Annotated in this window: 16 protein-coding genes and 1 tRNA gene; 6 read left to right on the forward strand and 11 right to left on the reverse strand. The window is 70.2% G+C overall.

The window, feature by feature from the left end; genetic code table 11:
• Positions 1–42: 42 nt before the first annotated feature.
• From mfd to ABCU91_RS11210, 3 genes are all read right to left on the reverse strand, one after another.
• Positions 43–3,630 (reverse strand): transcription-repair coupling factor, encoded by a 3,588-nt coding sequence (mfd, locus tag ABCU91_RS11200; RefSeq protein WP_413353718.1) that lies wholly within the window; start codon positions 3,628–3,630, stop codon positions 43–45.
• 54 nt (positions 3,631–3,684) lie between these two features.
• Complete coding sequence (gene pth / locus ABCU91_RS11205; RefSeq protein ID WP_406923964.1) at positions 3,685–4,269, reverse strand: aminoacyl-tRNA hydrolase; 585 nt, start codon at positions 4,267–4,269, stop codon at positions 3,685–3,687.
• 66 nt (positions 4,270–4,335) lie between these two features.
• Complete coding sequence (locus ABCU91_RS11210; protein ID WP_406923963.1) at positions 4,336–4,968, reverse strand: 50S ribosomal protein L25/general stress protein Ctc; 633 nt, start codon at positions 4,966–4,968, stop codon at positions 4,336–4,338.
• Positions 4,969–5,454: 486 nt separating this feature from the next.
• Here ABCU91_RS11210 and gndA point away from each other — a divergent pair, with 486 nt between their 5' ends.
• From gndA to ABCU91_RS11230, 4 genes are read left to right on the forward strand one after another with little or no spacing between them, the layout of a single operon-like run.
• Positions 5,455–7,044, forward strand: coding sequence for an NADP-dependent phosphogluconate dehydrogenase (gene gndA / locus ABCU91_RS11215; protein WP_413353720.1), 1,590 nt, complete (start codon positions 5,455–5,457; stop codon positions 7,042–7,044).
• Between the two features lie 56 nt (positions 7,045–7,100).
• Positions 7,101–7,523 carry a VanZ family protein gene (locus tag ABCU91_RS11220; RefSeq protein WP_413355400.1) on the forward strand — a complete coding sequence of 141 codons (423 nt, stop codon included), beginning with the start codon at positions 7,101–7,103 and terminating at the stop codon, positions 7,521–7,523.
• A 50-nt stretch (positions 7,524–7,573) separates the two neighbouring features.
• The gene (locus ABCU91_RS11225) at positions 7,574–8,299 is read left to right on the forward strand and encodes a response regulator transcription factor (RefSeq protein ID WP_133399886.1); all 726 of its coding nucleotides are present in this window, start codon (positions 7,574–7,576) and stop codon (positions 8,297–8,299) included.
• Complete coding sequence (locus ABCU91_RS11230; protein ID WP_413353721.1) at positions 8,296–9,777, forward strand: sensor histidine kinase; 1,482 nt, start codon at positions 8,296–8,298, stop codon at positions 9,775–9,777. The genes ABCU91_RS11225 and ABCU91_RS11230 overlap by 4 nt, the downstream gene beginning before the upstream one ends.
• 7 nt (positions 9,778–9,784) lie before the next feature.
• Here the strand turns inward: ABCU91_RS11230 and ABCU91_RS11235 are convergent, their stop codons facing one another.
• The 7 genes from ABCU91_RS11235 to ABCU91_RS11265 form a co-directional block, all read right to left on the reverse strand.
• A complete protein-coding gene (locus ABCU91_RS11235; protein WP_406923959.1) occupies positions 9,785–11,338 on the reverse strand; it encodes an FAD-dependent oxidoreductase in 1,554 nt (517 codons plus the stop codon).
• Positions 11,335–12,201, reverse strand: a complete 867-nt coding sequence (locus ABCU91_RS11240; RefSeq protein WP_406923958.1) for an FAD:protein FMN transferase — start codon at positions 12,199–12,201, stop codon at positions 11,335–11,337. The genes ABCU91_RS11235 and ABCU91_RS11240 overlap by 4 nt, the downstream gene beginning before the upstream one ends.
• Positions 12,198–12,674 carry an FMN-binding protein gene (locus ABCU91_RS11245; protein WP_413353723.1) on the reverse strand — a complete coding sequence of 159 codons (477 nt, stop codon included), beginning with the start codon at positions 12,672–12,674 and terminating at the stop codon, positions 12,198–12,200. Before ABCU91_RS11245 ends, ABCU91_RS11240 begins: the two co-directional genes overlap by 4 nt.
• A 178-nt stretch (positions 12,675–12,852) precedes the next feature.
• Entirely contained in the window at positions 12,853–13,890 is a 1,038-nt protein-coding gene (locus tag ABCU91_RS11250) for a ribose-phosphate diphosphokinase (RefSeq protein WP_406923956.1), read from the reverse strand.
• The gene (gene glmU, locus ABCU91_RS11255) at positions 13,862–15,334 is read right to left on the reverse strand and encodes a bifunctional UDP-N-acetylglucosamine diphosphorylase/glucosamine-1-phosphate N-acetyltransferase GlmU (RefSeq protein ID WP_413353724.1); all 1,473 of its coding nucleotides are present in this window, start codon (positions 15,332–15,334) and stop codon (positions 13,862–13,864) included. Before glmU ends, ABCU91_RS11250 begins: the two co-directional genes overlap by 29 nt.
• Position 15,335: 1 nt before the next feature.
• Positions 15,336–15,407, reverse strand: a tRNA-Gln gene (locus ABCU91_RS11260).
• A 68-nt stretch (positions 15,408–15,475) separates the two neighbouring features.
• Positions 15,476–19,084 carry a glycosyl hydrolase 53 family protein gene (locus ABCU91_RS11265; RefSeq protein WP_413353725.1) on the reverse strand — a complete coding sequence of 1,203 codons (3,609 nt, stop codon included), beginning with the start codon at positions 19,082–19,084 and terminating at the stop codon, positions 15,476–15,478.
• 86 nt (positions 19,085–19,170) lie between these two features.
• Between ABCU91_RS11265 and ABCU91_RS11270 the strand changes: the two genes are divergently transcribed.
• On the forward strand, positions 19,171–19,668 hold the full coding sequence (locus ABCU91_RS11270; RefSeq protein WP_091354740.1) for a MarR family winged helix-turn-helix transcriptional regulator: 498 nt from the start codon (positions 19,171–19,173) through the stop codon (positions 19,666–19,668).
• A 13-nt stretch (positions 19,669–19,681) separates the two neighbouring features.
• Complete coding sequence (locus ABCU91_RS11275; protein WP_413355401.1) at positions 19,682–20,596, forward strand: pseudouridine synthase; 915 nt, start codon at positions 19,682–19,684, stop codon at positions 20,594–20,596.
• Here ABCU91_RS11275 and ABCU91_RS11280 read toward each other — a convergent pair whose 3' ends face one another.
• Positions 20,597–22,405 (reverse strand): ABC-F family ATP-binding cassette domain-containing protein, encoded by a 1,809-nt coding sequence (locus ABCU91_RS11280; RefSeq protein ID WP_406923952.1) that lies wholly within the window; start codon positions 22,403–22,405, stop codon positions 20,597–20,599.
• Positions 22,406–22,457 lie beyond the last annotated feature (52 nt).

Here is a 22,457-nt window from a genome sequence, read left to right on the forward strand (position 1 = left end):
CGACGTCGGGCGGGGCGTTCCTCGTTCGGGCCGTTCTGTGAGTCAGGCCGTGGCGTCGCCCGTCGGCAGCGGGAAGATCTGGTCGAGCAGCGTGCTCGTCCAAGCGATGAGGTCCGCGTCCGCGAGCGCCTCTCCCGCGGCGGTCGGCAGCGGCACGACCATCGCCTCGCCGCCCGAGACGACCTTCGATTTCGGGTGCAGCCGTTGCAGGCGCACGCGGATCGAGTCCGCGAGGTGCGCGGGGGCGATCCGGAGGTTCGGTCCCATCGCGACGACGTCGGAGAGCCCCGACTGCGCGGCGCGACGACGCAGTCGCGCGATCGCGATCAGGCCGTCGACCTCCGCGGGCGGCGTGCCGTATCGGTCGCGGAGCTCTTCGAGGACGAGGTCGATCGCATCGTCCGCCGCCGTGACGGATGCCGCCGCGGACAGCTTCTGGTACGCCTCCAGACGCAGCCGCTCGCTGTCGATGTACGACTCGGGTATGCGCGCCTGAACGGGCAGCTCGAGGCGCAGCTCGGTGGGGCCTTCGGTGTCCTCGCCGCGGAAGGTCGCGACCGCTTCTCCGATCATGCGGAGGTAGAGGTCGAAGCCGACGCCGGCGATGTGGCCGGCCTGTTCGGCCCCGAGCAGGTTTCCCGCGCCGCGGATCTCGAGGTCCTTGAGCGCCACCTGCATGCCGGAGCCGAGGTCGTTGTTGACCGCGATCGTCTCGAGACGGTCGGCGGCGGTCTCGCTCAGCGGCTTGTTCTCGTCGTACAGGAAGTAGGCGTACGCACGCTCGCGGGCACGCCCGACGCGGCCTCGCAGCTGGTGCAGCTGCGAGAGGCCGTACTTGTCGGCGCGGTCGATGATCATCGTGTTCGCGTTCGCGATGTCGAGGCCGGTCTCGATGATGGTGGTCGAGACGAGGACGTCTGCCCGGCGCTCCCAGAAGTCGTCGACGACCTGCTCAAGGGCGTGCTCGCCCATCTGGCCGTGGGCTACGGCGATGCGCGCCTCGGGGACGAGTTCGGCCAGCTGCGCGGCGACTCGCTGGATCGACGAGACGCGGTTGTGCACGAAGAACACCTGTCCCTCGCGCAGCAGCTCGCGACGGATCGCCGCGGCGATCTGCTTGTCGCTGCGCGGTCCCACGTAGGTGAGGATCGGATGCCGCTCCTCGGGCGGCGTGGCGAGCGTCGACATCTCGCGAATGCCGGTGACCGCCATCTCGAGCGTGCGCGGGATGGGTGTGGCGCTCATCGCGAGGATGTCGACGTTCGTCTTCAGCTTCTTCAGCGCATCCTTGTGCTCGACGCCGAACCGCTGCTCCTCGTCGATGATCATGAGGCCGAGGTCCTTGAAGACCACCTTCTCGGTGAGGATGCGGTGCGTCCCGATGACCATGTCGATCGTGCCGTCGGCGAGCCCGGCGAGGGTGTCCTTCGCCTCTTTGGGGGTCTGGAACCGTGACAGCGGGCGCACCTTGACGGGGAAGCCGGCGAACCGCTCGGAGAACGTCTCGAGGTGCTGCTTGGCGAGGAGCGTCGTCGGCACGAGCATTGCGACCTGCTTGCCCTCCTGGATCGCCTTGAACGCGGCCCGGACGGCCACCTCGGTCTTACCGAAGCCGACGTCGCCCGAGAGCAGGCGGTCCATCGGGATCGGCTTCTCCATGTCGGCCTTGATCTCGTCGATCGTCTGGAGCTGGTCCGGCGTCTCGGCGAACGGGAAGGCCTCTTCGAGCTCGCGCTGCCAGGGCGTGTCGGGGCCGAAGGCGTAGCCCTTCGACGACATGCGCGCGGAGTACAGCTTGACGAGCTCCACCGCGATGTCGCGGACCGCCTTGCGGGCCTTGCCCTTGGCCGCAGCCCAGTCCGAACCGCCCATCTTCGACAGCTGCGGCGCCTCGCCGCCGACGTAGCGTGACAGCAGGTCGAGCTGGTCGGTGGGCACGTAGAGCTTGTCGCCCGGGTGGCCGCGCTTGGAGGGCGCGTACTCGAGGACGAGGTACTCGCGCTTGCTCTTGACGGCGTTCCGTCCGCCCGAGGACACCTCGCGCTGGACGAGTTCGACGAACCTGCCGATGCCGTGGGTGGAGTGGACGACGTGGTCGCCCGGCGTCAGCTGCAGGGGGTCGACGACGTTGCGCCGGCGCGAGGCGAGCTTCTTCACGACCCGGTTGTCGCCGCCGATGGTGCGGCCGTAGAAGTCGCTCTCGGTGAAGACGGCGAGCTTCGCATCGGCGAAGAGGAACCCCGCCTCGAGCGTCGCGACGGTCGACACGGCGATGCCCGCGTCGGGGACCTCGGTGATCGCGTCGGCGGTCCGCGCCGCGAGCCCGCGTTCGGACAGCACATCGCGCGAGCGGTCGACGAGCCCCGAGCCGGAAGCGGCGACGACGACGCGCCATCCGGCGCCGAGCAGGTTGCCGATGTGCTCGCTCGCGCCCTCGACGTTGCCCTGGAACGAGGGCACGGCCGTCGCCGGGATCCGCACCGCGGCATCCGCCCGTTCGACGAGGCCTTCCTCGGCGGCGTCCGCCGCACCGGAGTCGAAGGTGCTGAGGCTCCACCACACGCCGCCGCGGGCGGATGCCGCGTCGCGCAGCTCGGGCAGGGTCAGGAAGTCCCCGGCGCCGAGGTCGACGGGGCTGTCGGCGCCCGCCGTCGCCGCGCTCCACGCGGCTTCGAGGAACTCGCGGTTCGTCTCGGAGAGGGTCATCGCACGGGTGACCGCGCGTTCGGGGTCGACGACCGCGACGGCCGCACCCTGGGGAAGGTAGTCCACGAGCGGCAGGACGGCGTCGGCGACGGCCGGGAGGAGCGACTCCATGCCCTCGACCGGGATGCCCTCGCTCATCTTCTCGAGCATGGTGCCGAGCCCCGGCATCCGGTCGCGAAGGCCCGCGGCGCGCTCGCGGACGGCGTCGGTGAGGAGGAGTTCGCGACTCGGGAGCAGGGTCACGTCGCGCACGTCGCCGGGCAGCGAGCGCTGGTCGGCGACCGAGAACGCACGGATCTGATCGATCTCGTCGCCGAAGAAGTCGACGCGGTACGGGTGGTCCGCGACCGGCGGGAAGACGTCGAGGATGCCGCCGCGCACGGCGAACTCGCCCCGGCGCGAGACCATGTCGACGCGGTGGTAGGCGAGGTCGACGAGGCGGTGGACGATGTCGTCGAGCTCTTGCCCGCGCGAGCCGAGCTCGAGCCGGACGACACCGGCATCCGTCAGTCCCGCCGCGATCGGCTGCAGCGCGCCGCGGACGGATGCCGTGACCACGAGGGGCGTGCGACCATCCCAGTCCGCGGCTTCGCGGAGGACGCTCAGACGGCGCCCGACGGTCTCGGCGCTGGGACTGAGGCGCTCGTGCGGGAGCGTCTCCCATGCGGGCAGGTGGCGCACGGCGGCGTGGGGCAGAAGGCACTGCAGGGCGGCGCCGATGCTCTCGGCGCGGCGGCCCGTAGGCGCCACGAGGAGCAGCACGGGAGGCTGTCCCGACGCGGCGCGCCGCTCGAGGAGAGCGGCGAGCAACGGTGCGTCGAGGCCCGTCACCGCCGAGAAGTCGACGTCCGAGGCGGCGCCGTCGAGGGCCTCCCGGAAGCTGTCAGCCTGTTCGAGGGCGCGCACGATCCCGGGAATTGTCACCGGGGAAGTCTACGCGGCGCATCCGACATCGGATCCGCCGCGGACACTGCCCGCTCAGGCGCGCGGCGCGTGGTGGCGCTGCTGGGCCGCGAGGAGCCCCTCGTCGACGAGCTGCTCCACGGCGTCCGCCGCCTCCCCGATCATGATCGGCAGCGTCTGACGCTCAGCCGAACCGAACGGATCGAGGACCCAGTCGGCCGGGTCCTGGCGTCCCGGCGGACGGCCGATGCCGACGCGCACGCGGGGGAAGTCCGGGGTGCCGAGCGCTTTGGCCACGTCGCGGACGCCGTTGTGCCCGCCGTGCCCGCCACCGACCTTGAGCTTGAGCGAATCGAACGGGATGTCGAGCTCGTCGTGGACGACGACGACGCGTTCAGCGGGCACGCCGTAGAACGAGGCGAGACCGGCGACCGGCCCGCCGGAGACGTTCATGAACGAGTTCGGCTTCGCGAGCACGAGCTTGGCGCCACCCGGCCGCAGCCAGGACTCCGCCACGCGCGCCCCCGCCTTGTGGGAGCGCAGCGACTCGGACCGGCGCCGCGCGAGCTCGTCGATCACCATCTGCCCAACGTTGTGACGGGTCGCCTCGTAGCGCGGGCCCGGGTTACCGAGTCCCACGATGAGCCAGGTGTCGGCCATGAACGGTCCTTTCGACGACGAAGCCCGTCGCAGCGGATGCGGCGACGGGCTTCGGACGTGGATGTCTTACTCGGCGGATTCCTCGGCGGGAGCCTCGTCGGAGTCGGCAGCCTCGGCGCCCTCCTCGGACTCCTCCGCCTCGTCCTCGACAGGCGCCGGCGGCAGAGCCACGGCCACGACGAGCGTCTCGGGGTCGGTCACCAGAACGGCGCCGCGGGGCAGCGTGAGCTCGCCGGCGGTGATGTGCGAACCGTCCTCGAGGCCCTCGACCGAGACCTCGACGTTCTGCGGGATGTGCGTGGCCTCGACCTCGACCGTGACGGTCGTGTACTCGAGCGTCGCGATCGTGCCGGAGAACGGCTCGCCGGTGACGGAGACGGGGACGTCGACCTGGATCTTCTCGCCCTTCTTCACGACGAGGAGGTCGATGTGCTCGATGATCTGGTGCACGGGGTCCTTCTGGACGTCCTTGACCAGCGTGAGCTGCTGCTTGCCGTCGATCTCGAGCTCGAGCAGCGCGTTGGCGCGGCGGATGAGCAGCGAGACCTGGTGGCCGGGCAGCGCGACGTGCACGGGGTCCGTGCCGTGGCCGTAGATGACGGCGGGGATCTTGCCGGCGGCGCGCAGACGGCGGGCGAATCCCTTGCCGAACTGCTCGCGCAGCTCGGCGACGACCTTGGTGTCGGTCTCAGTCGACATGAGTGTTCTCCTTGCGGGCCTTCGCGGCCCAGTCAATCGGGGCCGGTACGGCCTCGTCTGTCATCGGGGCCGATACGGCCTCGACGTGGTCTGTGGTTCGACTCGAACGCATGCGCGTGAGGAAAGCCGCGAAGCCTGCTCACCGCGTCGATCACGGATGCAGTGCATCCCTCGCCGAAGTTCGCACCGAGTCTATCAGCGCGATGGATACGATGGAACGTCAGTCCCGCCACGCCCGAAAGACGGAGGAACCCATGGACTACGGATGGATGTCGCACGCACTGCTCTGGTTCGTCGGAGCGCTGAGCGCCGCAACCGCCGTCTGCGTCGTCGGCGCGTTCTTCTCGATGGGCCGCGGCTACAAGGACTGATAGCGCAACACCGAATCGCCCCTTCGGTCCAGCCGATACAGTGACCGATGGGGCTCAGCCGGTTCCCGGCATCCCCTCCCTCCCGCTCGAACCCCACGCAGACCTGGAGCTACGCATGTCGTCGTCCCCCTCTTCCACCGGACATTCCAACGACCAGGACCAGGCTCCGAACGAAGCCACGCAGCAGCACGAGGGGGCGCCGCAGCCCGAAGAGGTCGACCGCCCCACCCACCCGGAGGCGGCGTCCACCGGCACCGAGTCCGGATCCGCCAACATCGGCGTCGTGGGCCTCGCGGTCATGGGCTCGAACCTCGCCCGCAACCTCGCCTCCCGCGAGGGCAACACGGTCGCCGTCTTCAACCGGTCGCGGTCGAAGACCGACGAGCTGATCGAGGCCCACCCCGAGGCCGAGTTCGTCCCCGCGTTCACCTACGAGGAGTTCGCCGCGTCGCTGCAGAAGCCGCGCACCGCGATCATCATGGTCAAGGCAGGCAAGCCGACGGATGCCGTCATCGACGAGCTCATGCGCGTGTTCGAGCCCGGCGACATCATCATCGACGGCGGCAACAGCCTGTTCACCGACACGATCCGCCGCGAGAAGGCGGTCTCCGAAGCCGGATACAACTTCGTCGGCATGGGCGTCTCGGGCGGCGAGGAGGGCGCGCTCAACGGCCCGTCCCTCATGCCCGGCGGCCCCGACGAGGCCTGGGTCACCCTCGGCCCCATCCTGAAGTCGATCGCCGCCGTCGCCGAGGGCGAGCCCTGCGTCACCCACATCGGCCACGACGGTGCCGGTCACTTCGTGAAAATGGTGCACAACGGCATCGAGTACGCCGACATGCAGCTGATCGCCGAGGCGTACGACCTCATCCGCCGCGGCACCGGCAAGTCCCCCGCCGAGATCGCCGACGTCTTCGCCGAATGGAACCGCGGCGAACTCGAGTCGTACCTGATCGAGATCACCGCCGAAGTCCTCCGTCAGACGGATGCCGCCACCGGCAAGCCCCTCGTCGACGTCATCGTCGACCAGGCGGGCGCCAAGGGCACCGGCGCGTGGACGGTGCAGACCGCGCTCGACCTCGGCGTCCCCGTCTCCGGCATCGCCGAAGCCACGTTCGCCCGGTCGCTCTCGAGCCACCGCGAACAGCGCGACGTCGCGGGTGAGCTCCCCGGCCCGTCCTCGGAGGACTTCACCGTCCCCGACGCGGACGCGTTCATCGAGCAGGTCCGCCTCGCCCTCTACGCCTCGAAGATCGTCGCCTACAGCCAGGGCTTCGATGAGATCCGCGCCGGAGCCGCCCAGTACGGCTGGAACATCGACCTCGGAGCGGTCAGCAAGATCTGGCGCGGCGGCTGCATCATCCGTGCGCAGTTCCTGAACCGCATCGCCGACGCGTACGACGAGCAGGCCGACCTGCCCGTCCTGCTGACGGCGCCCTACTTCGTCGAGGCCCTCGGCCGCACGCAGGATGCCTGGCGCGAGATCGTCCGCGTGTCGGCGGCCGCCGGCATCCCGGCTCCCGCCTTCAGCTCGTCGCTGGCGTACTACGACGGGCTCCGTGCGGACCGCCTGCCGGCCGCCCTCATCCAGGGGCAGCGCGACTTCTTCGGCGCGCACACGTACAAGCGGATCGACAAGGACGGCACCTTCCACACGGTGTGGTCCGGCGACCGCAGTGAGATCGAGGCCGAGGACACCCACTGAGTCGCACCGACACGGCGCTCCGCGTCCACCGCGTCGCCGCGCGCATCGTCCTCGCGATCCTCACCGCGCTCTATGCGTGGACGGTGGGGTGGATGACGCTGCGCGCGGCGCCGTACGGGTCGGACATCGGCTCCGCCCTGGACAGGCTGCTGGCCTGGTTCGCCGAACGGCCCTCCACCGCGTGGATCACCTTCGACCGGGTGGAGTTCGGCGCGAACGTGGCGATGTTCGTGCCCCTCGGGGTCATCGCGGTCCTGTGGTTCGGCGTGCGGGGCTGGTGGGCGGCCCCGATCCTCGGCGCCCTCGGGAGCGCGGCGATCGAGGTGCTCCAGGCGATCTTCATCGACACCCGCGTCTCGGACGTGCGCGACGTCGTCGCCAATACCCTCGGCTCGGTGATCGGCATGTGCCTCATGCTCCTGCTCGCCTTCCTGCTCTCGCCGCCCCGCCCGCGGCATCCGGTGCGATCCGAAGCGTGACCGAAGGCACCGCATAGCGTGCGCATAGGAATGTCATGAGAATGAGAGACATGACCATGCCTGCCCCCCTCCTCCAGCGCCCCGACGGCTCCCCTCTGCGCGTCCTCGTCGTCGACGACGAGCAGATGCTGACCGACCTGCTCTCGATGGCGCTCCGCATGGAGGGATGGGAGGTCCGCACAGCGGCATCCGGCTTCGACGCGCTCAACGTGGCGCGCGAATTCGCCCCCGACGCCATGGTGCTCGACATCATGATGCCCGACCTCGACGGCATGGCCGTCCTGCAGCGCCTCCGCCAGGCCGGGGACGACGTCCCCGTCCTCTTCCTCACCGCGAAGGACTCGGTCAGCGACCGCGTCGCCGGCCTCACCGCCGGCGGCGACGACTACGTCACGAAGCCGTTCAGCCTGGAGGAGGTCGTGGCACGCCTGCGCGGCCTCATGCGCCGGGCCGGGGCATCCACCGACACCGCCGACCCGATCCTCCGCGTCGGCGACCTCACGCTCAACGAGGACTCTCACGAGGTGTTCCGCGGCGACGACGAGATCGAACTGACCGCCACCGAGTTCGAACTGCTCCGCTACCTCATGCGCAATCAGCGCCGCGTGCTGTCGAAGGCGCAGATCCTCGACCGCGTCTGGAACTACGACTTCGGCGGACGCTCGAGTGTCGTCGAGCTCTACATCTCCTACCTCCGCAAGAAGATCGACGCGGGCAAGGAGCCCCTCATCCACACCGTGCGCGGCGTCGGATACATGATCAAAGCGAGCCAGTGAGCACGAAACCCCGACGGCGGCGGCACCGCTGGAGTCTGCAGGCGCGGCTCATCACCGCCGTCGTCTCGTTCGTGTCGGTGATCCTCATCACCGTCGGGCTCGGGACGGGGACGGTGCTCGAGTCGATCCTGCGGGAGAACCTCGACGCGAAGGTCACCCGAGCGCAGGACTCGATCTACGTCGATCTCAACAACCGCGCCGAAGACATCCTCAGCCGCAGCCGTCAGGAACGGGGCACGATCCTCGTCGTCAGCAACATCAGCGGCATCACCGCGGCGTACGTCGATGACGAGAACGATGTGCGCTCGCTCGATGTCAGCCGCATCATGCTCGTCCCGTCGGACCAGGACGGCTGGGCCGACGCGACCGTCACCGGCCTCGGCCACTATCGCGTCCACGAAGAGCCGGGGCCGTACACGACCATCACCGGCCTTCCCACCTCGGAGGTGACGAGCGTCAGCGCCCGCATCGTCACGACAGTCGCGCTGCTGACGACGGGCGGTCTCCTCGTGCTCGCCGCGGTCATCGCCCTCTTGATCCGTCGCGCGCTCGCACCGCTGCGATCGGTCGCCGCGACGGCATCCCGTGTCGCGTCGCTCCCCCTCGCAGAGGGTGCCGTCACGATCACCGAGCGCGTCCCCGACGAGGACACCGACGCGCACACGGAAGTCGGACAGGTGGGTCACGCCCTCAACACCCTCCTCGACCATGTGGAGAGCTCCCTGGCCGCCCGCCAGCGCAACGAGGATCGGATGCGGGCGTTCGTCGCCGATGCGAGCCATGAGCTGCGCACGCCCCTCGCCTCGATCCGCGGATACTCCGAACTCTCCCTCCGCGGCATCCGTCAGGCGGAGGCGTCCGCCCCGCACGCGTCCGGGGTGATCGCCGACACGACGAAGGAGTCTCTGGAGCGGATCCAGGCGCAGTCTCTCCGGATGACGGCGCTCGTCGAGGATCTGCTGCTCCTGGCTCGCCTGGACGAGGGCACGGAACTGGTCTACAGCGCCGTCGACCTCACCCGGCTCGCCGTCGAAGCGGTCTCGGACGCCCGTGTCGCGGGCACCGATCACGACTGGGTGCTCGAGGTCGACGACGACCCGGTGATCGTCGCCGGTGACGCAGGGCGCCTGCACCAGGTCGCCGCCAACCTCCTCGCGAACGCCCGACTCCACACCCCCGCCGGCACCCGTGTCACGACGACCGTCGAAACCGAGGACGGTGAGGCGATCCTGCGGATCCACGACGACGGCCCCGGCATCGACCCCTCCGTCGTGAACGAACTCTTCGAGCGGTTCAGCCGGGCGGACTCCTCGCGAGCCCGTCAGACCGGCGGTACCGGACTCGGGCTCTCGATCGCCAGGGCGATCATCACCGGACACGGCGGCCGGATCGTCGTGGACTCCGAGCCCGGCTCGACCACGTTCGAGGTGCGGCTGCCCGCCCGCCCCGACTCCCCCGCCGACGCCACCACCGAGTGAAGGCAGCTCAGTAGCCGCTGAAGGCGTCCGTGGTGACGGACTTCGCGCGGTTCAGCGCGGGTGTCAGCGTGGCGATGAGCGCCGGCGGACCGGACACGAAGGCGTGTCGCCGGTCGATGTCGGGAACGTGGCGCACGAGGCTCTCGGCATCGAGCCGGTTCCCGCCGCCCCACGTCCAGCCGTCGGGCAGGTTCGCCGGTTCGTCACGGGTCACGACGATGACCGGAATGCCGGCGGCTTCGAGGTCGTCGCGGAAGGCCAGCTCCTCGCTCGCTGATGCCACGTAGACGAACACCACATCGCGCTGCTCCTGGGTCATCCGCAGGTGCCGCAGGTGCGACACGAACGGCGTGACCCCGATGCCGGCGGCGACCATGAGGACGGGCGTCTCGGTCTTGCGCGGCAGCACGAAGTCACCCCAGATGCCGGTGATGGTCAGCTCGTCCCCCGGTTCGACCGTCGCGATCGCCTTCTTGTAGCTCGACTGAGACCCCTCCCGCATCGCGATCCGCACGACCGGCAGTTCTGCCGGCGAAGAGAGAATGCTGAACTCGCGCCGTGTGCCGCGCGAGTCGGGTCGCGCATGAGGCACCTCGAGCTCGAGGTACTGGCCCGGAGTGAACTTCACCGGCCGCTCCGCGCGGAAGCTGTACTCGCGCACGCTCGGCGTCACCGCGGTGCGCTCGACGATCGTGAGGCGGACGGCGGTCCGGAGTGCGAAGACGAAAGCGACGAGGTTGCCGATGAGCAACGCACGCTCCTGGCCGAGGGTGATGTCGCCGACCGCGAGAGGCCAGCCCGCCAGGATGCCGACCACGGCCGCAACGATGAACTGCTGCCACCGTCGCGGCGGGAGCGTCAGCGGCTCGGAGAGCATGAACGCGCCGAGGAACAGGAACGGCGACGACAGGACGAGGCTCGAGAACGTCATGGCGGGATCGAGGGCGAGGCCCGCTTCCTGCGCCTGCACGATCGTGCGGACGAGGCCGACAGCGATCGCGACGACGAGGAACAGCCCCACCACGCGCACCTTCTCGGTGCGCACGAGAACGGCCAGCCCCAGCAGGACCACGGGAACGGTCATCGCGGGAGAGCCGATCCACCAGGCGGAGAATCCGAGATCCGGCGCCCAGATGCTGATGATCGTGAGGGCACTCGCACCCACCGCTGCGGGATTGAAGATGTGGCGCCCCTGCCAGGCGAGGATGTACTTCGACGCCGACGCGATCGCCCCGGCCAGGGCGAGCCCCAGGAGCGCCATTGGTTCGATCCCCGGACGGAGGACGAACATCAGGATGAGGGCGGTGATGAGGGCCGATTCGATGCGCCACGGCCTGCGGACGATCCGCTGGGCAACGGCATCCACCACCATGATCGATGCGGCGAGGACGGCGAACGAGACCACGAGGTCGAGCGGGGCCACCGACACCGCACCGGTGAAGGAGAGCACCAGCGCGATGACGGCGAGAGCCGACAACGCCAGCAGGACCAGGCGGTACATGGACAGCCGACCGAGCGCGCCGATGAGGCGCGTCCATCCGGCGCTGAGGGACGAGATCACGAGAACAACTCCGCTTCGCATCGGGGGGACCATTCGACGGAGCCGTCGGTGCCCATTCGCACCCACTCGGCTCCCCATTCGGCGGCCAGCTGAGGGCCGCCGTCGAAGAACAACGCGGTCGCGACGGCATCGGCCGTCATCGCGTCGGAGGATGCGGCCCAGGTGGCCGCGTATCGCCGCACCGGCTGGCCGGTGCGGGCGTCGAGCACGTGGTGGAGACCGTCGCCCCATGCGCGCCGGTTGATCGCCGAGGCGCAGAGGGCGGCATCCGTCACCGACCAGACACCGATCGCACGCGACGCGTCGTACGGATGCTCGAGAGCGATCCGCTGCGTTACCGCGCGAACGGCGATGTCGCCGCCGGCATCCACGACCGCGGGGCCCGCCGGGACGAGATCCAGCACGATGTCCGCGAGACGCCCCTTGCCGAGCGCTCCGACGTCGATCAGGGCAGGCTCTGCGAGGGAGAGCGTGCCGGGAGACCACGCGAGGATATCCCGCCAGTTCTGCGGTGCCGATACGACACCGCGGTCGACGAGAGAGTAGTCGGCGTCATAGCCGCGCCGCGCGAGCGCATCTCCGACGAGGGGATTCACTGCCCCGGCGGTGGCGGTGTCGAGAGCGTCGTAGGCGTTCAGCATGGCGACGGCGTCGGCGGGAGCCGGGACCTCCCCGCCTTCCGTCCCCAGCCGACTGACGAGCGACTCGGCGCGGAAACGCGACCACTCCAGGTCGAACGCGGCGATGGCGTCCGTGATCTCGTCACGGACGCCATCGTCGAGTGGGGATGCGGCGTCGATTCGCCATACCGTTCCGATCGCCTCGAACGCCCAGGAGTGGGCGAGGGGGGCGATCTCGGTCATGACGCGGCTTCGGTCCGGATCTCCTTGACAGCGGCGTTGAACCCGCCGCTGGTGAGGGAGGAGCCGCCGACCTTGTCGACCGAGATGTCGTCGAGCTTCTTGCCGACGACCTCGTCCTGGATGCCGCCGATGAAGTCGCCCTGGTACTGGCGCGTCTCCCGAGCCTTCGGCTCGCCGGTCACCTCGACGTCGGTGACGGTGCCGTCCGCGAGGGTCAGGGTGACCGAGATCTCCTCGACCGATTCCGGGGTCTGGTACGTGCCGTTGGCTGTGTACGTACCGTCCTTGTAGGTGCCGGTCGACGCACCGCTCCCCGCGTCGGTGGAGGCGGAAGGGTTCTGCGACGACGTGCCGGCGTCCGTTGATCCGGACGTGGTCTGGCCGGCGCAGCCGGCGAGCAGGGCGAGCCCCGCGACGGATGCGGCGGCGGCACCGACGCGGATCGGCCGGGGTACGGCGGTGGTGCGGATCATGAGAGGTCCTCCTTGTGTCGTTCCCGCCCGGTCTGGGGTAGGGGGCGTTGACCTCAAGAAAAGCCAGTCCTCACATGCCGATGCTTGCAGAAGCCTATGCATCGGCTGAAGACGACGGCCGTACGTGAACGCGAGGTTAACGGACAGCCGGGTTCCTGTCCAGCACGAGGACCTGAGATCAGGCCGCGCCGTCGAACATGCTCGTCACGGACCCGTCCTCGAAGACCTCGCGGATGGCGCGCGCGAGCAGCGGGGCGATCGGCAGGATCGTCAGGCTCTCGAAACGCTTCTCGGGGGGCAGCGGAACCGTGTCCGTGACGACGACCTCGTCGATCGACGCATCCTGGAGACGCTCGGCGGCGGGGTCGCTGAAAATCGCGTGCGTCGCCGCGACGATCACGCGCTCGGCGCCGTTCGCTTTGAGCGCCTGCGCTGCCTTCACGATGGTGCCGCCGGTGTCGATCATGTCGTCGACGAGGAGGCAGACGCGGCCGTCTACCTGGCCGACGATCTCGTTGACCGTGACCTGGTTCGCGACGTTGGGGTCCCGGCGCTTGTGGATGATTGCGAGGGGTGCGCCGAGGCTGTCGGACCACGTGTCGGCGACCCGCACGCGGCCGGTGTCGGGCGAGACGACAGTGAGCTTGGCGCGGTCCTCGGCCGAGAGCGTGTTCTCGAAGTACTCGAGGAGGACGGGCTTGGCGAACAGGTGGTCGACGGGGCCGTCGAAGAAGCCCTGGATCTGGGCGGCGTGGAGGTCGACGCTCATGACCCGGTCAGCGCCGGCGGTCTTGAAGAGGTCCGCTACGAGGCGGGCACTGATCGGCTCGCGGCCGCGGCCCTTCTTGTCCTGACGCGAGTACGGGAAGTAGGGCGCGACGACGGTGATCCGCTTGGCGGATGCACGCTTGGCGGCATCCAGCATGATGAGCGTCTCCATCAGCCACTCGTTGACCGGCGGACCGAAGCTCTGGATGAGGAAGAAGTCGCAGCCGCGGATCGAGACCTCGAAACGGGTCAGGATCTCCCCCGAGGCGAAGGTGCGGTGCTCGGTGGGCACCAGCTGGGTGCCGAGGGCTGCGGCGACGTCGGTCGACAGCTCCTCGTGCGAGCGGCCCGACGCGACGACGAGGCGCTTCTTGGTCTTGGCTACCAGGCCCGGCGCGATTCCGCGCTCGGTGTCGAGGTCAACCGTCTGCTGCTTCTTGCGACCCATCGCCAGCTTCCTGTGCGGACCGGGCGCGAGCGGCGGCTTCTGCCGCTCCCGTTCCCGGTCGATTGTTCTCGACCCACCCGGCGATGTTCCGCTGGGGGGCGATGCTGAGGGCGAGGGCGCCGGCCGGAACATCCTTGCGGATGACGGCTCCTGCACCCGTCTTCGCGCCCTCACCGATCCTAACGGGCGCAACGAACACGTTGTGCGAGCCGGCGTGGACTTCGTCCGCGATCTCGGTGCGGTGCTTGGTGAGGTCGTCGTAGTTCGCGGTGATCGCCCCGGCGCCGAGGTTCACCCCTCGCCCGATCGTCGTGTCACCGATGTAGGACAGGTGCGGAACCTTGCTGCCCTCGCCGATGACGGAGTTCTTGATCTCGACGAAGGTGCCGACCTTGCCGCGCTCGCCGAGTTCGGCTCCCGCACGCAGATAGGCGAACGGACCGACGGTCGCGCCGGCACCGATCACGGCGAGGGTCGCGTCCGTGCGCGTCACGGTCGCACCGGCACCGACCTCGCAGTCGACCAGGCTCGTGTCGGGCCCGATGGTCGCACCCTCGGCGACGCTCGTCGAGCGCAGGATGTGCGTGTTCGGCAGCACCGTCACGTCGGGGGCGAGCGTCGCCGTGACGTCGATCCACGTCGTCGCCGGGTCGATGATCGTGACGCCCTCGAGCTGCCAGCGGCGGACGGTGCGGGCGTTGAGCAGCCGGCCCACCTCGGACAGCTGGACGCGGTCGTTCACGCCGTACGTGACGGTGACGTCCGTGGCGACGGATGCCGCGACCCGCCCATCCGCGCGGCGCAGCAGCGCGACGATGTCGGTGAGGTACTTCTCGCTCTGCGCGTTGTCGGTGCCGAGCTGCGGCAGGTGCGTGCGGAGGGCCGATGCCGCGAAGACGTACATCCCCGCGTTCACCTCGGTCACGGCGGCCTCGTCGGGCGAGGAATCCTTCTGCTCCACGATGCGGGCGACGCTGCCGTCGCTCTCGCGGATGATGCGGCCGTACCCGGTCGGATCGTCGACGACGGCGGTCATGAGCGTCGCCTCTGCCCGGGTTGCACGGTGCTCGGCGACGAAGGCGTCGAGCGTGCCGAAGTCGGCCAGCGGGCAATCGCCGCTGAGAACCAGGACGTCCCCGTCGAAGTCGGTCAGCGCACCGAGCGCGACCTCGACGGCACGTCCCGTCCCGGGGATCTCATCCTGATCCACCACGACGACCTTGGGTGCGACGCCCAGCACGGCGTCGGCGACCTGGTCGCGCTCGTGTCGCACGACGACCACGACGTGCGCGGGCCCGAGGTCGAGTGCGGTGTCGAGGACGTGACCGAGGAGAGGTCGTCCGCCGATGCGGTGCAGGACCTTGGGGAGGGAGGACTTCATCCGCGTGCCCTGTCCAGCGGCGAGGATGACGACGGCCAGGCGCGAATCGAGGTTCTCGGTCATGCTCCGCCGCCAGGACTCGAACCTAGACCTCACAGCTCCAAAGGCTGTCGTGCTGCCATTACACCACGGCGGACCGCAGCCGTCCGGGGTCCGGCGGCCGCCTGACAAGTCTGCCATGCGACCGCCGTCCCTCCGGGCGCGTCAGCGACGCACCGTCACCGTGAGCGGCTTGCTCGTCGTCGTCCCGGCGGCGTTCCGGAACTCCACCGTGAACACGTGCGATCCGCGGCTGAGACCGGATGCCGCATAGCTCGCCCGCTGCGCCTTGGGTGTACGCGCCGCCAGGTCGCCCTCCGCCACGACGCGCCCGCCCTCGAACACCCGGTAGGACGTGGCGTTCGTGCCCCACCACAGGTCCGCGATCAGGGTGAAGCTGCCGTCGCCGTCGTAGTCGTCGTGGCTGAGGACGGGGATGCCGGGGGCCGCGGCATCCACAAGGACCGTCATCTCCGCGGTGCGCGTCTCGCCGCGCGTGTTCGCCAGCACGGCGGTGTAGCGGTACGTGCCGTCGGCTCGTCCGGTGACCGGCACCCGGGCGGTCTGCGCCCGCGTACCCCGGTACGCGAGGGGCACGGTGCTCAGGAGAGTGCCGTTCTCGTAGAAGCGCACCGACGACGCGTTCTCACCCCACCAGAGGTTCATGGTGACGGTGAAGTCGCCGTCCCTCAGTCCGGTGTCGTAACCGTTGTCGTTCGACAGGGTCGCCTCCGCCGGCCGCGCCGTGGCGGTGTCGCCGTCCGCCCGGACGAGTCCGGCGCGGATGTCGGACAGCAGGGCCCGGGCGCGGTCGACGTCGGCCGCAGTGGGCCAGGCGGCGGCGACGACGATGCGGGCCTTCTCGAGCCCCGCCGGGATCCGCTTCGCCGACCACGCCGTGTACGGTGCGGGGTCGAGCTCGGCGAGCTCGGCGATCTGCGCGGCGAGCTCGTCGGTCGACACCCGGTCGCCGGTGCGGACGACGCGGATCTGATCGACGGTGCCCCACGCCTCGGCGGGCAGATCGGCGGCGACACCGACGGTGAGGATCCCGTCCGACCCGACCGTGATGGCGGGGGTCGTGCCGGCGCGGAACTGCTGCCAGCCCTCCAGCGGGACGCGTGCATCGGCGGTGCGGCCTCCGCTGGTCGCGGTGACCGTGAGGGCGCCGCTCCCCTCTCCGTCTCCCTGCGCGGTCGCCGAGACGGCGTAGGTGCCGGGCGTGACGCCCTCGATGCGCTGCGTCACGGCGAACCGGTACGCGGACCCGGACCAGAACGACACGGCACGAGCGCCGGCCGCGGCATCCGTCGTCGCACCGATCGTGGCGCCGGTGCCGGTCACGGTCCACGGCGATGCGCCCGAGGATTCGAAGCCCCCGTCGCGCACCCAGGCGGCTGCGGTGACGGTGACGGCGGCCGTCACGTCCGTGTCGGCGGCACGACCGCTCACGGTGTACTCGCCCGGCCCGGTGATCCATGAGACCGCGTCCGACCACGTAGCGGGCGTCGTGCGGACCGCACCGTCCCAGGCGCGGACGGTCACGGCGGCGGGCAGGGCCACCGGCTCGCCTTCGCCGACGGTCACGGCGACCGGCAGCACGACGGGCGCGGGTGCCTCGCCGACGAGCACGAGACCCTCGAAGGCAGCCGCCAGCGCGGTCTCGGCGGCGGTGACGCGGTCGGCGCTCGGGGCCGACGACGACAAGACGAGACGCGCGATGCGCACGGCCTCGTCGAGCGTCTCGATCGATCCCGTGGTGGCAGCCGAGCGCTCGACGTCGCCCGCTCGCGTGACGAGCGCCCGGAGGTCGGCGGTGTCGACCGCGTCGGCGGCCCGGGTGAGCACGAGGTCGTCGAGCGTGCCCCACGCACCGGCCGGGAGGGATGCTGTGACCTCGATGGTCGCGGTGCCGCCCTCGACGACGGTGACGGCGTCCGTCGCGGGCGTCGACCAGGCACGCCAGCCGTCGAGCCCGAAGTCAGCCGAGGCCGCAGCGTCCCCGGACGAGACGGTCAGCCGGACGGTCCCGTCGCTGCCCTCCCCGTCGCCCTGGAGCGCTCCCGATGCGGTGTACCGGCCCGCGGGGAGCCCCGTCACGGTCTGACGGAGCGTGTAGGTGTAGGCCGACCCGGAGTAGAAGTGAGCCGAGCGCTCCCCCGTGCGGGGATCGTCAGTGGACCGCAGCGTCAGTCCCGCACCGGTGGCACGCCACATGGACACGTCCGCGTCCTCGAATCCGGGGTTCCGCAGTGCGTTGACCGGACGGATGACGACAGTCGCCGTCGTCGCATGTCCCGATGCGGTCGTGCCACCGAGCGTGTACGTGCCCGGTCCGCCGATCCACTCGGCATCCCGCGACCATTCGACCGTCTCGTCGTCGACGGAACCGTCGTTGAAGGTGACGGCGACCGTCGACGGGAGGACGATCTCGTCCCCGTCGGTGAGGGTGACCGTGGGTTCCTCGACGTCGACGACCTGGCGCGGGGCGACGGCGCCGGTGCGGGCGTAGGAGAACACGTTCAACGATTCGAGCGGGACACCGTCCGCGGCGAAGAGCGCCTGATTGTCCCACGCCGATCCGCCGTACCAGTGCCCGGCGTCCTCGGGCTCGTATCCGCCCGCGAAGCTCGACGCCCAGCCTGATCCGTCGCGCTCCCACAGCACCTTGTTCTGCTCGAGCCGCTCGGGCGGGCCAACGGGGAGCCAAGCCGGCTCCCAGTAGAAGACGCCGATACCGGCGTCGCCCACGTCGACGACGGCCTGGATGACGTCCCGCACCGCGGTCGCCTGTCCCTGCACTGAGACGGGGTACTGCGTCGCCTCGGAGGGGAGGTCGATGACGTTGCCGTGGCCGTCGGCGTCGTCGAGGGTGTGCGCCCACGACGTCTCGGCGACCATGACTTTCTTGTCGTACGTGTCGGCCACCTGCCGGAGGACGGAGGTCAGGTTCGCGGTGCTCCCGTGCCAGAAGGGGTAGTAGGACGACGCGAAGACGTCGTAGTCGACGCCGTAGGACTTCAGGTTGGCGGCGTAACCGGCATAGCGGCCCGCGGTCTCGGGGTTGGTGAAGTGCACCGCGACGAGCGCGTCGGGGAACACGTCGCGGACGGCGGCCGAACCGGCGGAGAAGATCTTCGACATCCCCGGCCACCCGGTGACCCCTGCGACGGCGTTGTTCGTCTCGTTTCCGACCTGCACCATGTGCACGTCGACACCCGCGTCGGCGAACTCTTCGAGGGCGTCGGTGGTGTACTCCCGGGTCCGACCGGCCTTCTCATCGACGCTGAGATCCCGCCACGCCTTCGGCGCCTGCTGTTTCGCCGGGTCCGCCCAGAAGTCCGAGTAGTGGAAGTCGACGAGGACGCGCAGCCCGGCCTCGGTGGCGCGTTTCCCGATCTCCACGGCGCGGTCGACGTCGACGTCACCGCCGCCGTAACCGTTGCCGTCGGCATCGAACGGGTCGTTCCAGACGCGGACGCGGACGTCGGTCACGTCGTGATCGGCGAGGACGTCGAACAGGTCGGCGGGCTCACCCTCGTCGTCGCGGAAGACGACGCCGGAGGCCTCGAGGGAGAGCACGGAGGAGACATCCACGCCGTTGATGAAATCGGCCGGCAGGCCGTCGACCTTTCGGACGGCGATGCCCGCGTCGACGGGTCCCTCCGCGGCCGAAGCGGCGGGCGCGACGATCGCGCCGGCACCCAGCAGGCCGAGGACGAGGGCGGTGGTGGTGGAGACGGCGGTCGTCCGCCGGGCGCGCGATGCAGGCATCGAGGGGATCCTCTTCGATCTCGGCGGTCACGTCATCGCCCGCCTGTTACCGGTCACAGTAGCAGGCGCTCTGCGATGATGAGGGGATGGTCCCCGAACATGACGAGGTCGATCGGATCGTGAGCGCGTGGGTCGCACAGCGGCCCGATCTCGACTTCTCCCCCCTCGAGGTCCTCTCGCGCGTGGACCGTCTGTCTCGCCACCTCGACCGCGCCCGCCGCGAGGCGTTCCACCGCAGCGATCTGGAGCCGTGGGAGTGGGACGTGCTCTCCGCGCTCCGCCGCGCCGGCGAGCCCTACACGCTGAGCCCGAAGCAGCTCCTGCAGCAGACCCTCGTCTCGAGCGGCACGATGACCAATCGCATCGACCGCCTGGTCGAGCGCGGGCTGGTCGTCCGTGCCGCCGATCCCGGCGACGGCCGCGGCGTCCTCGTGACCCTGACCGAAGAGGGCCGGAACCGAGTTGATGCCGCGATCACGAGGCTCGTCGACGCCGAGGCGGAGCTGCTCGGCCAGCTCTCCCGCGCCGACCGCGAGCGGCTCGCCGGGCTGCTGCGCAAGCTCAGCCTCGGCTTCGACGCCTGAGCGCGACATGGCGATGCGCGCTCCGCTCCCCGTCCGCGACGGGGTGGGTCCCACCCGGCTGCGGGTACCGCGGACGGGTCCGTGGGAGACGATCGCCGACTACGTGACCGGGCGGTTCTCGCACATCGACCCTGAGATCCTCCTCGGCCGCTTCGACCGCGGTGAGGTCGTCGCCTTCGACGGCTCGCAGCTCACGCGGCAGACACCGCTGGGGGCCGAGGACTTCGTCTGGTACTACCGCGAGCCGCCCGACGAGCCCGACATCCCGTACGACGTCGCGGTGCGCCACCTCGACGACCATCTGCTGGTCGTGGACAAGCCGCACTTCCTGCCGACGACACCGGGCGGCGGGTTCCTGATGAACTCCGCCCTCGTGCGTCTGCGCCGGCGGTTCGACAACCCGGATCTGACGCCTATCCACCGACTCGACCGGGCGACGGCCGGTCTCGTGATGTTCTCCGTCCGCCCCGCGACCCGCGGCGCGTACCAGACCCTGTTCGCCGACCGCACCGTCGAGAAGGTGTACGAGGCGGTCACCGCGGTTCCGGCGGACGGGATGCCGGAGCTCCCCCTCGTCGTCCGATCCCACCTCACGAGCACGCGCGGGAGCCTCCGGGCGGTCGTGCACGACGACCGCGAGCCGAACGCCGAGACGCTCGTGGAGGCGATCCGCATCGGCGAGACCGCCGCCCATCTGCGCCTGCACCCGCGGACCGGCCGCATGCACCAGTTGCGTTCCCACCTCGCCGGGATCGGCCTCGGCATCCTGGGCGACCGGTTCTACCCCGATCTCCTCGACGAGGCGCCCGACGACCCCGAGCACCCGCTGCAGCTGCTGGCCCGCGAACTGCGCTTCGTAGATCCCCTGAGCGGCCAAACGCGCGAGTTCACGACCGGCCTGGCGCTGCGCGAAGCGGGTCGCGTCTGATCAGCCCAGCTGCTCGCTGAGTTCGAACCAGCGCTCCTCCGCCTCGGCGACCTCGGTCTCCATCGCGGTGATCTGGTGCATCTTCTCGCCGAGACCGACGTAGTCGCCCTGGTCGTGATCGGCGAGCGCCGTCCGCGCCTTCGTGATCTGGTCGGAGAGCTTGGCGATCCTGCGCTCGAGGCTCGTGACCTCCTTCTCGGCCGCGCGGCGGTCGGCGCCCGACAGAGCGGATGCCGTCGGTGCCGCGGCATCCGCCTTCTGACCACCGGGAGTCGCCGCTCCCGTCGCCTGCGGCTGGCTGGCCCGCAGGCGCAGGTACTCCTCGATGCCGCCGGGGAGGTGACGGAGCCCGCCGCCCATGACCGCGTACTGCTGGTCGGTCACGCGCTCCATGAAGTAGCGGTCGTGGGACACGACGATGAGCGTTCCCGCCCAGGAGTCGAGGAGGTCCTCGATGGCCGCGAGCATGTCGGTGTCGAGGTCGTTCGTCGGCTCGTCGAGGATCAGCACGTTCGGCTGGTCGAGGAGGATCAGCAGCAGCTGCAGGCGCCGCTTCTGACCGCCCGAGAGGTCCTTCACGGGGGTGGAGAGCTGCGCCGAGGCGAAGCCCATCCGCTCGAGCAGCTGCCCGGGCGTGAGTTCCTGAGCCTTCGAACCGGCACCGAACGTGTAGGTCGTCCGCAACCGCGAGACGACGACGCGCACGGGCTCGTGCAGATGCGGATCGAGCTCGTCCATCCGCTGCGTGAGGGTTGCGACCTTCACGGTCTTGCCGTGCTTGACCCGTCCGCTCGTGGGCTGAACGGCGCCGGAGACGAGACCGAGGAGCGTTGACTTGCCGGCGCCGTTTACGCCGAGGATGCCGGTGCGCTCCCCCGGCGCGATGCGCCACTCGACCCCGCGCAGGATGTCACGGCCGTCGTACGCGACACCCGCGTCGAGCAGGTCGACGACGTCCTTGCCGAGCCGTGCGACCGCGAGGGACTGCAGCGAGACCCGATCGCGGATCTCGGGGACGTCGGCGATGAGCTCGTTGGCCGCGTCGATGCGGAACTTCGGCTTGCTCGTGCGGGCGGGGGCACCGCGGCGGAGCCAGGCGAGTTCCTTGCGTGCGAGGTTCTGGCGCCGCGCCTCGATCGAGGCCGCCTGGCGATCGCGCTCGACGCGCTGCAGGATGTACGCCGCGTAGCCGCCGTCGAACGGCTCGACGATGCGGTCGTGCACCTCCCAGGTCTTCGTGCAGACCTCGTCGAGGAACCACCTGTCGTGCGTCACCACCATGAGCGCCCCGGAGGAGGCCGACCAGCGCCGCTTCAGATGCTCGGCGAGCCAGGCGATCCCCTCGACGTCGAGGTGGTTCGTGGGCTCGTCCAGCGCAAGCACGTCCCAGTCCCCCGTCAGCAGCTGCGCGAGGGCGACACGGCGACGCTGACCGCCAGAGAGCGTGCCGATGGCGGCATCCCAGTCGAGGTCGGACAGCAGGCCCGCGATGACGTCGCGGACGCGGGCGTCCCGCGCCCACTCGTGCTCGGGGCCGTCGCCGACCACGGCGCGTCCCACGGTGAGGTCGTCGGGGAGGACGTCGCTCTGCTCGAGCACCCCGATCGTCACTCCGCCGCGAACGGTCACCCGGCCGGAGTCGGGTTCGCGACGGCCCGCGAGCATCGCCATGAGACTCGACTTCCCGTCGCCGTTGCGGCCGACGATGCCGATGCGGTCGCCTTCGTCGACGCCGAGCGAGACGCCGTCGAAGACGACCTTGGTCGGGTATTCCAGGTGCAGGGCCTCGGCCCCGAGAAGATGTGCCATCGCCTCCAGGCTACGCGGCGTCGCCTGACCGGCCCGCGTGTGCGGTCTGCCG

The sequence above is a fragment of the Microbacterium phoenicis genome (assembly GCF_047302325.1).
Lineage (GTDB): Bacteria > Actinomycetota > Actinomycetes > Actinomycetales > Microbacteriaceae > Microbacterium.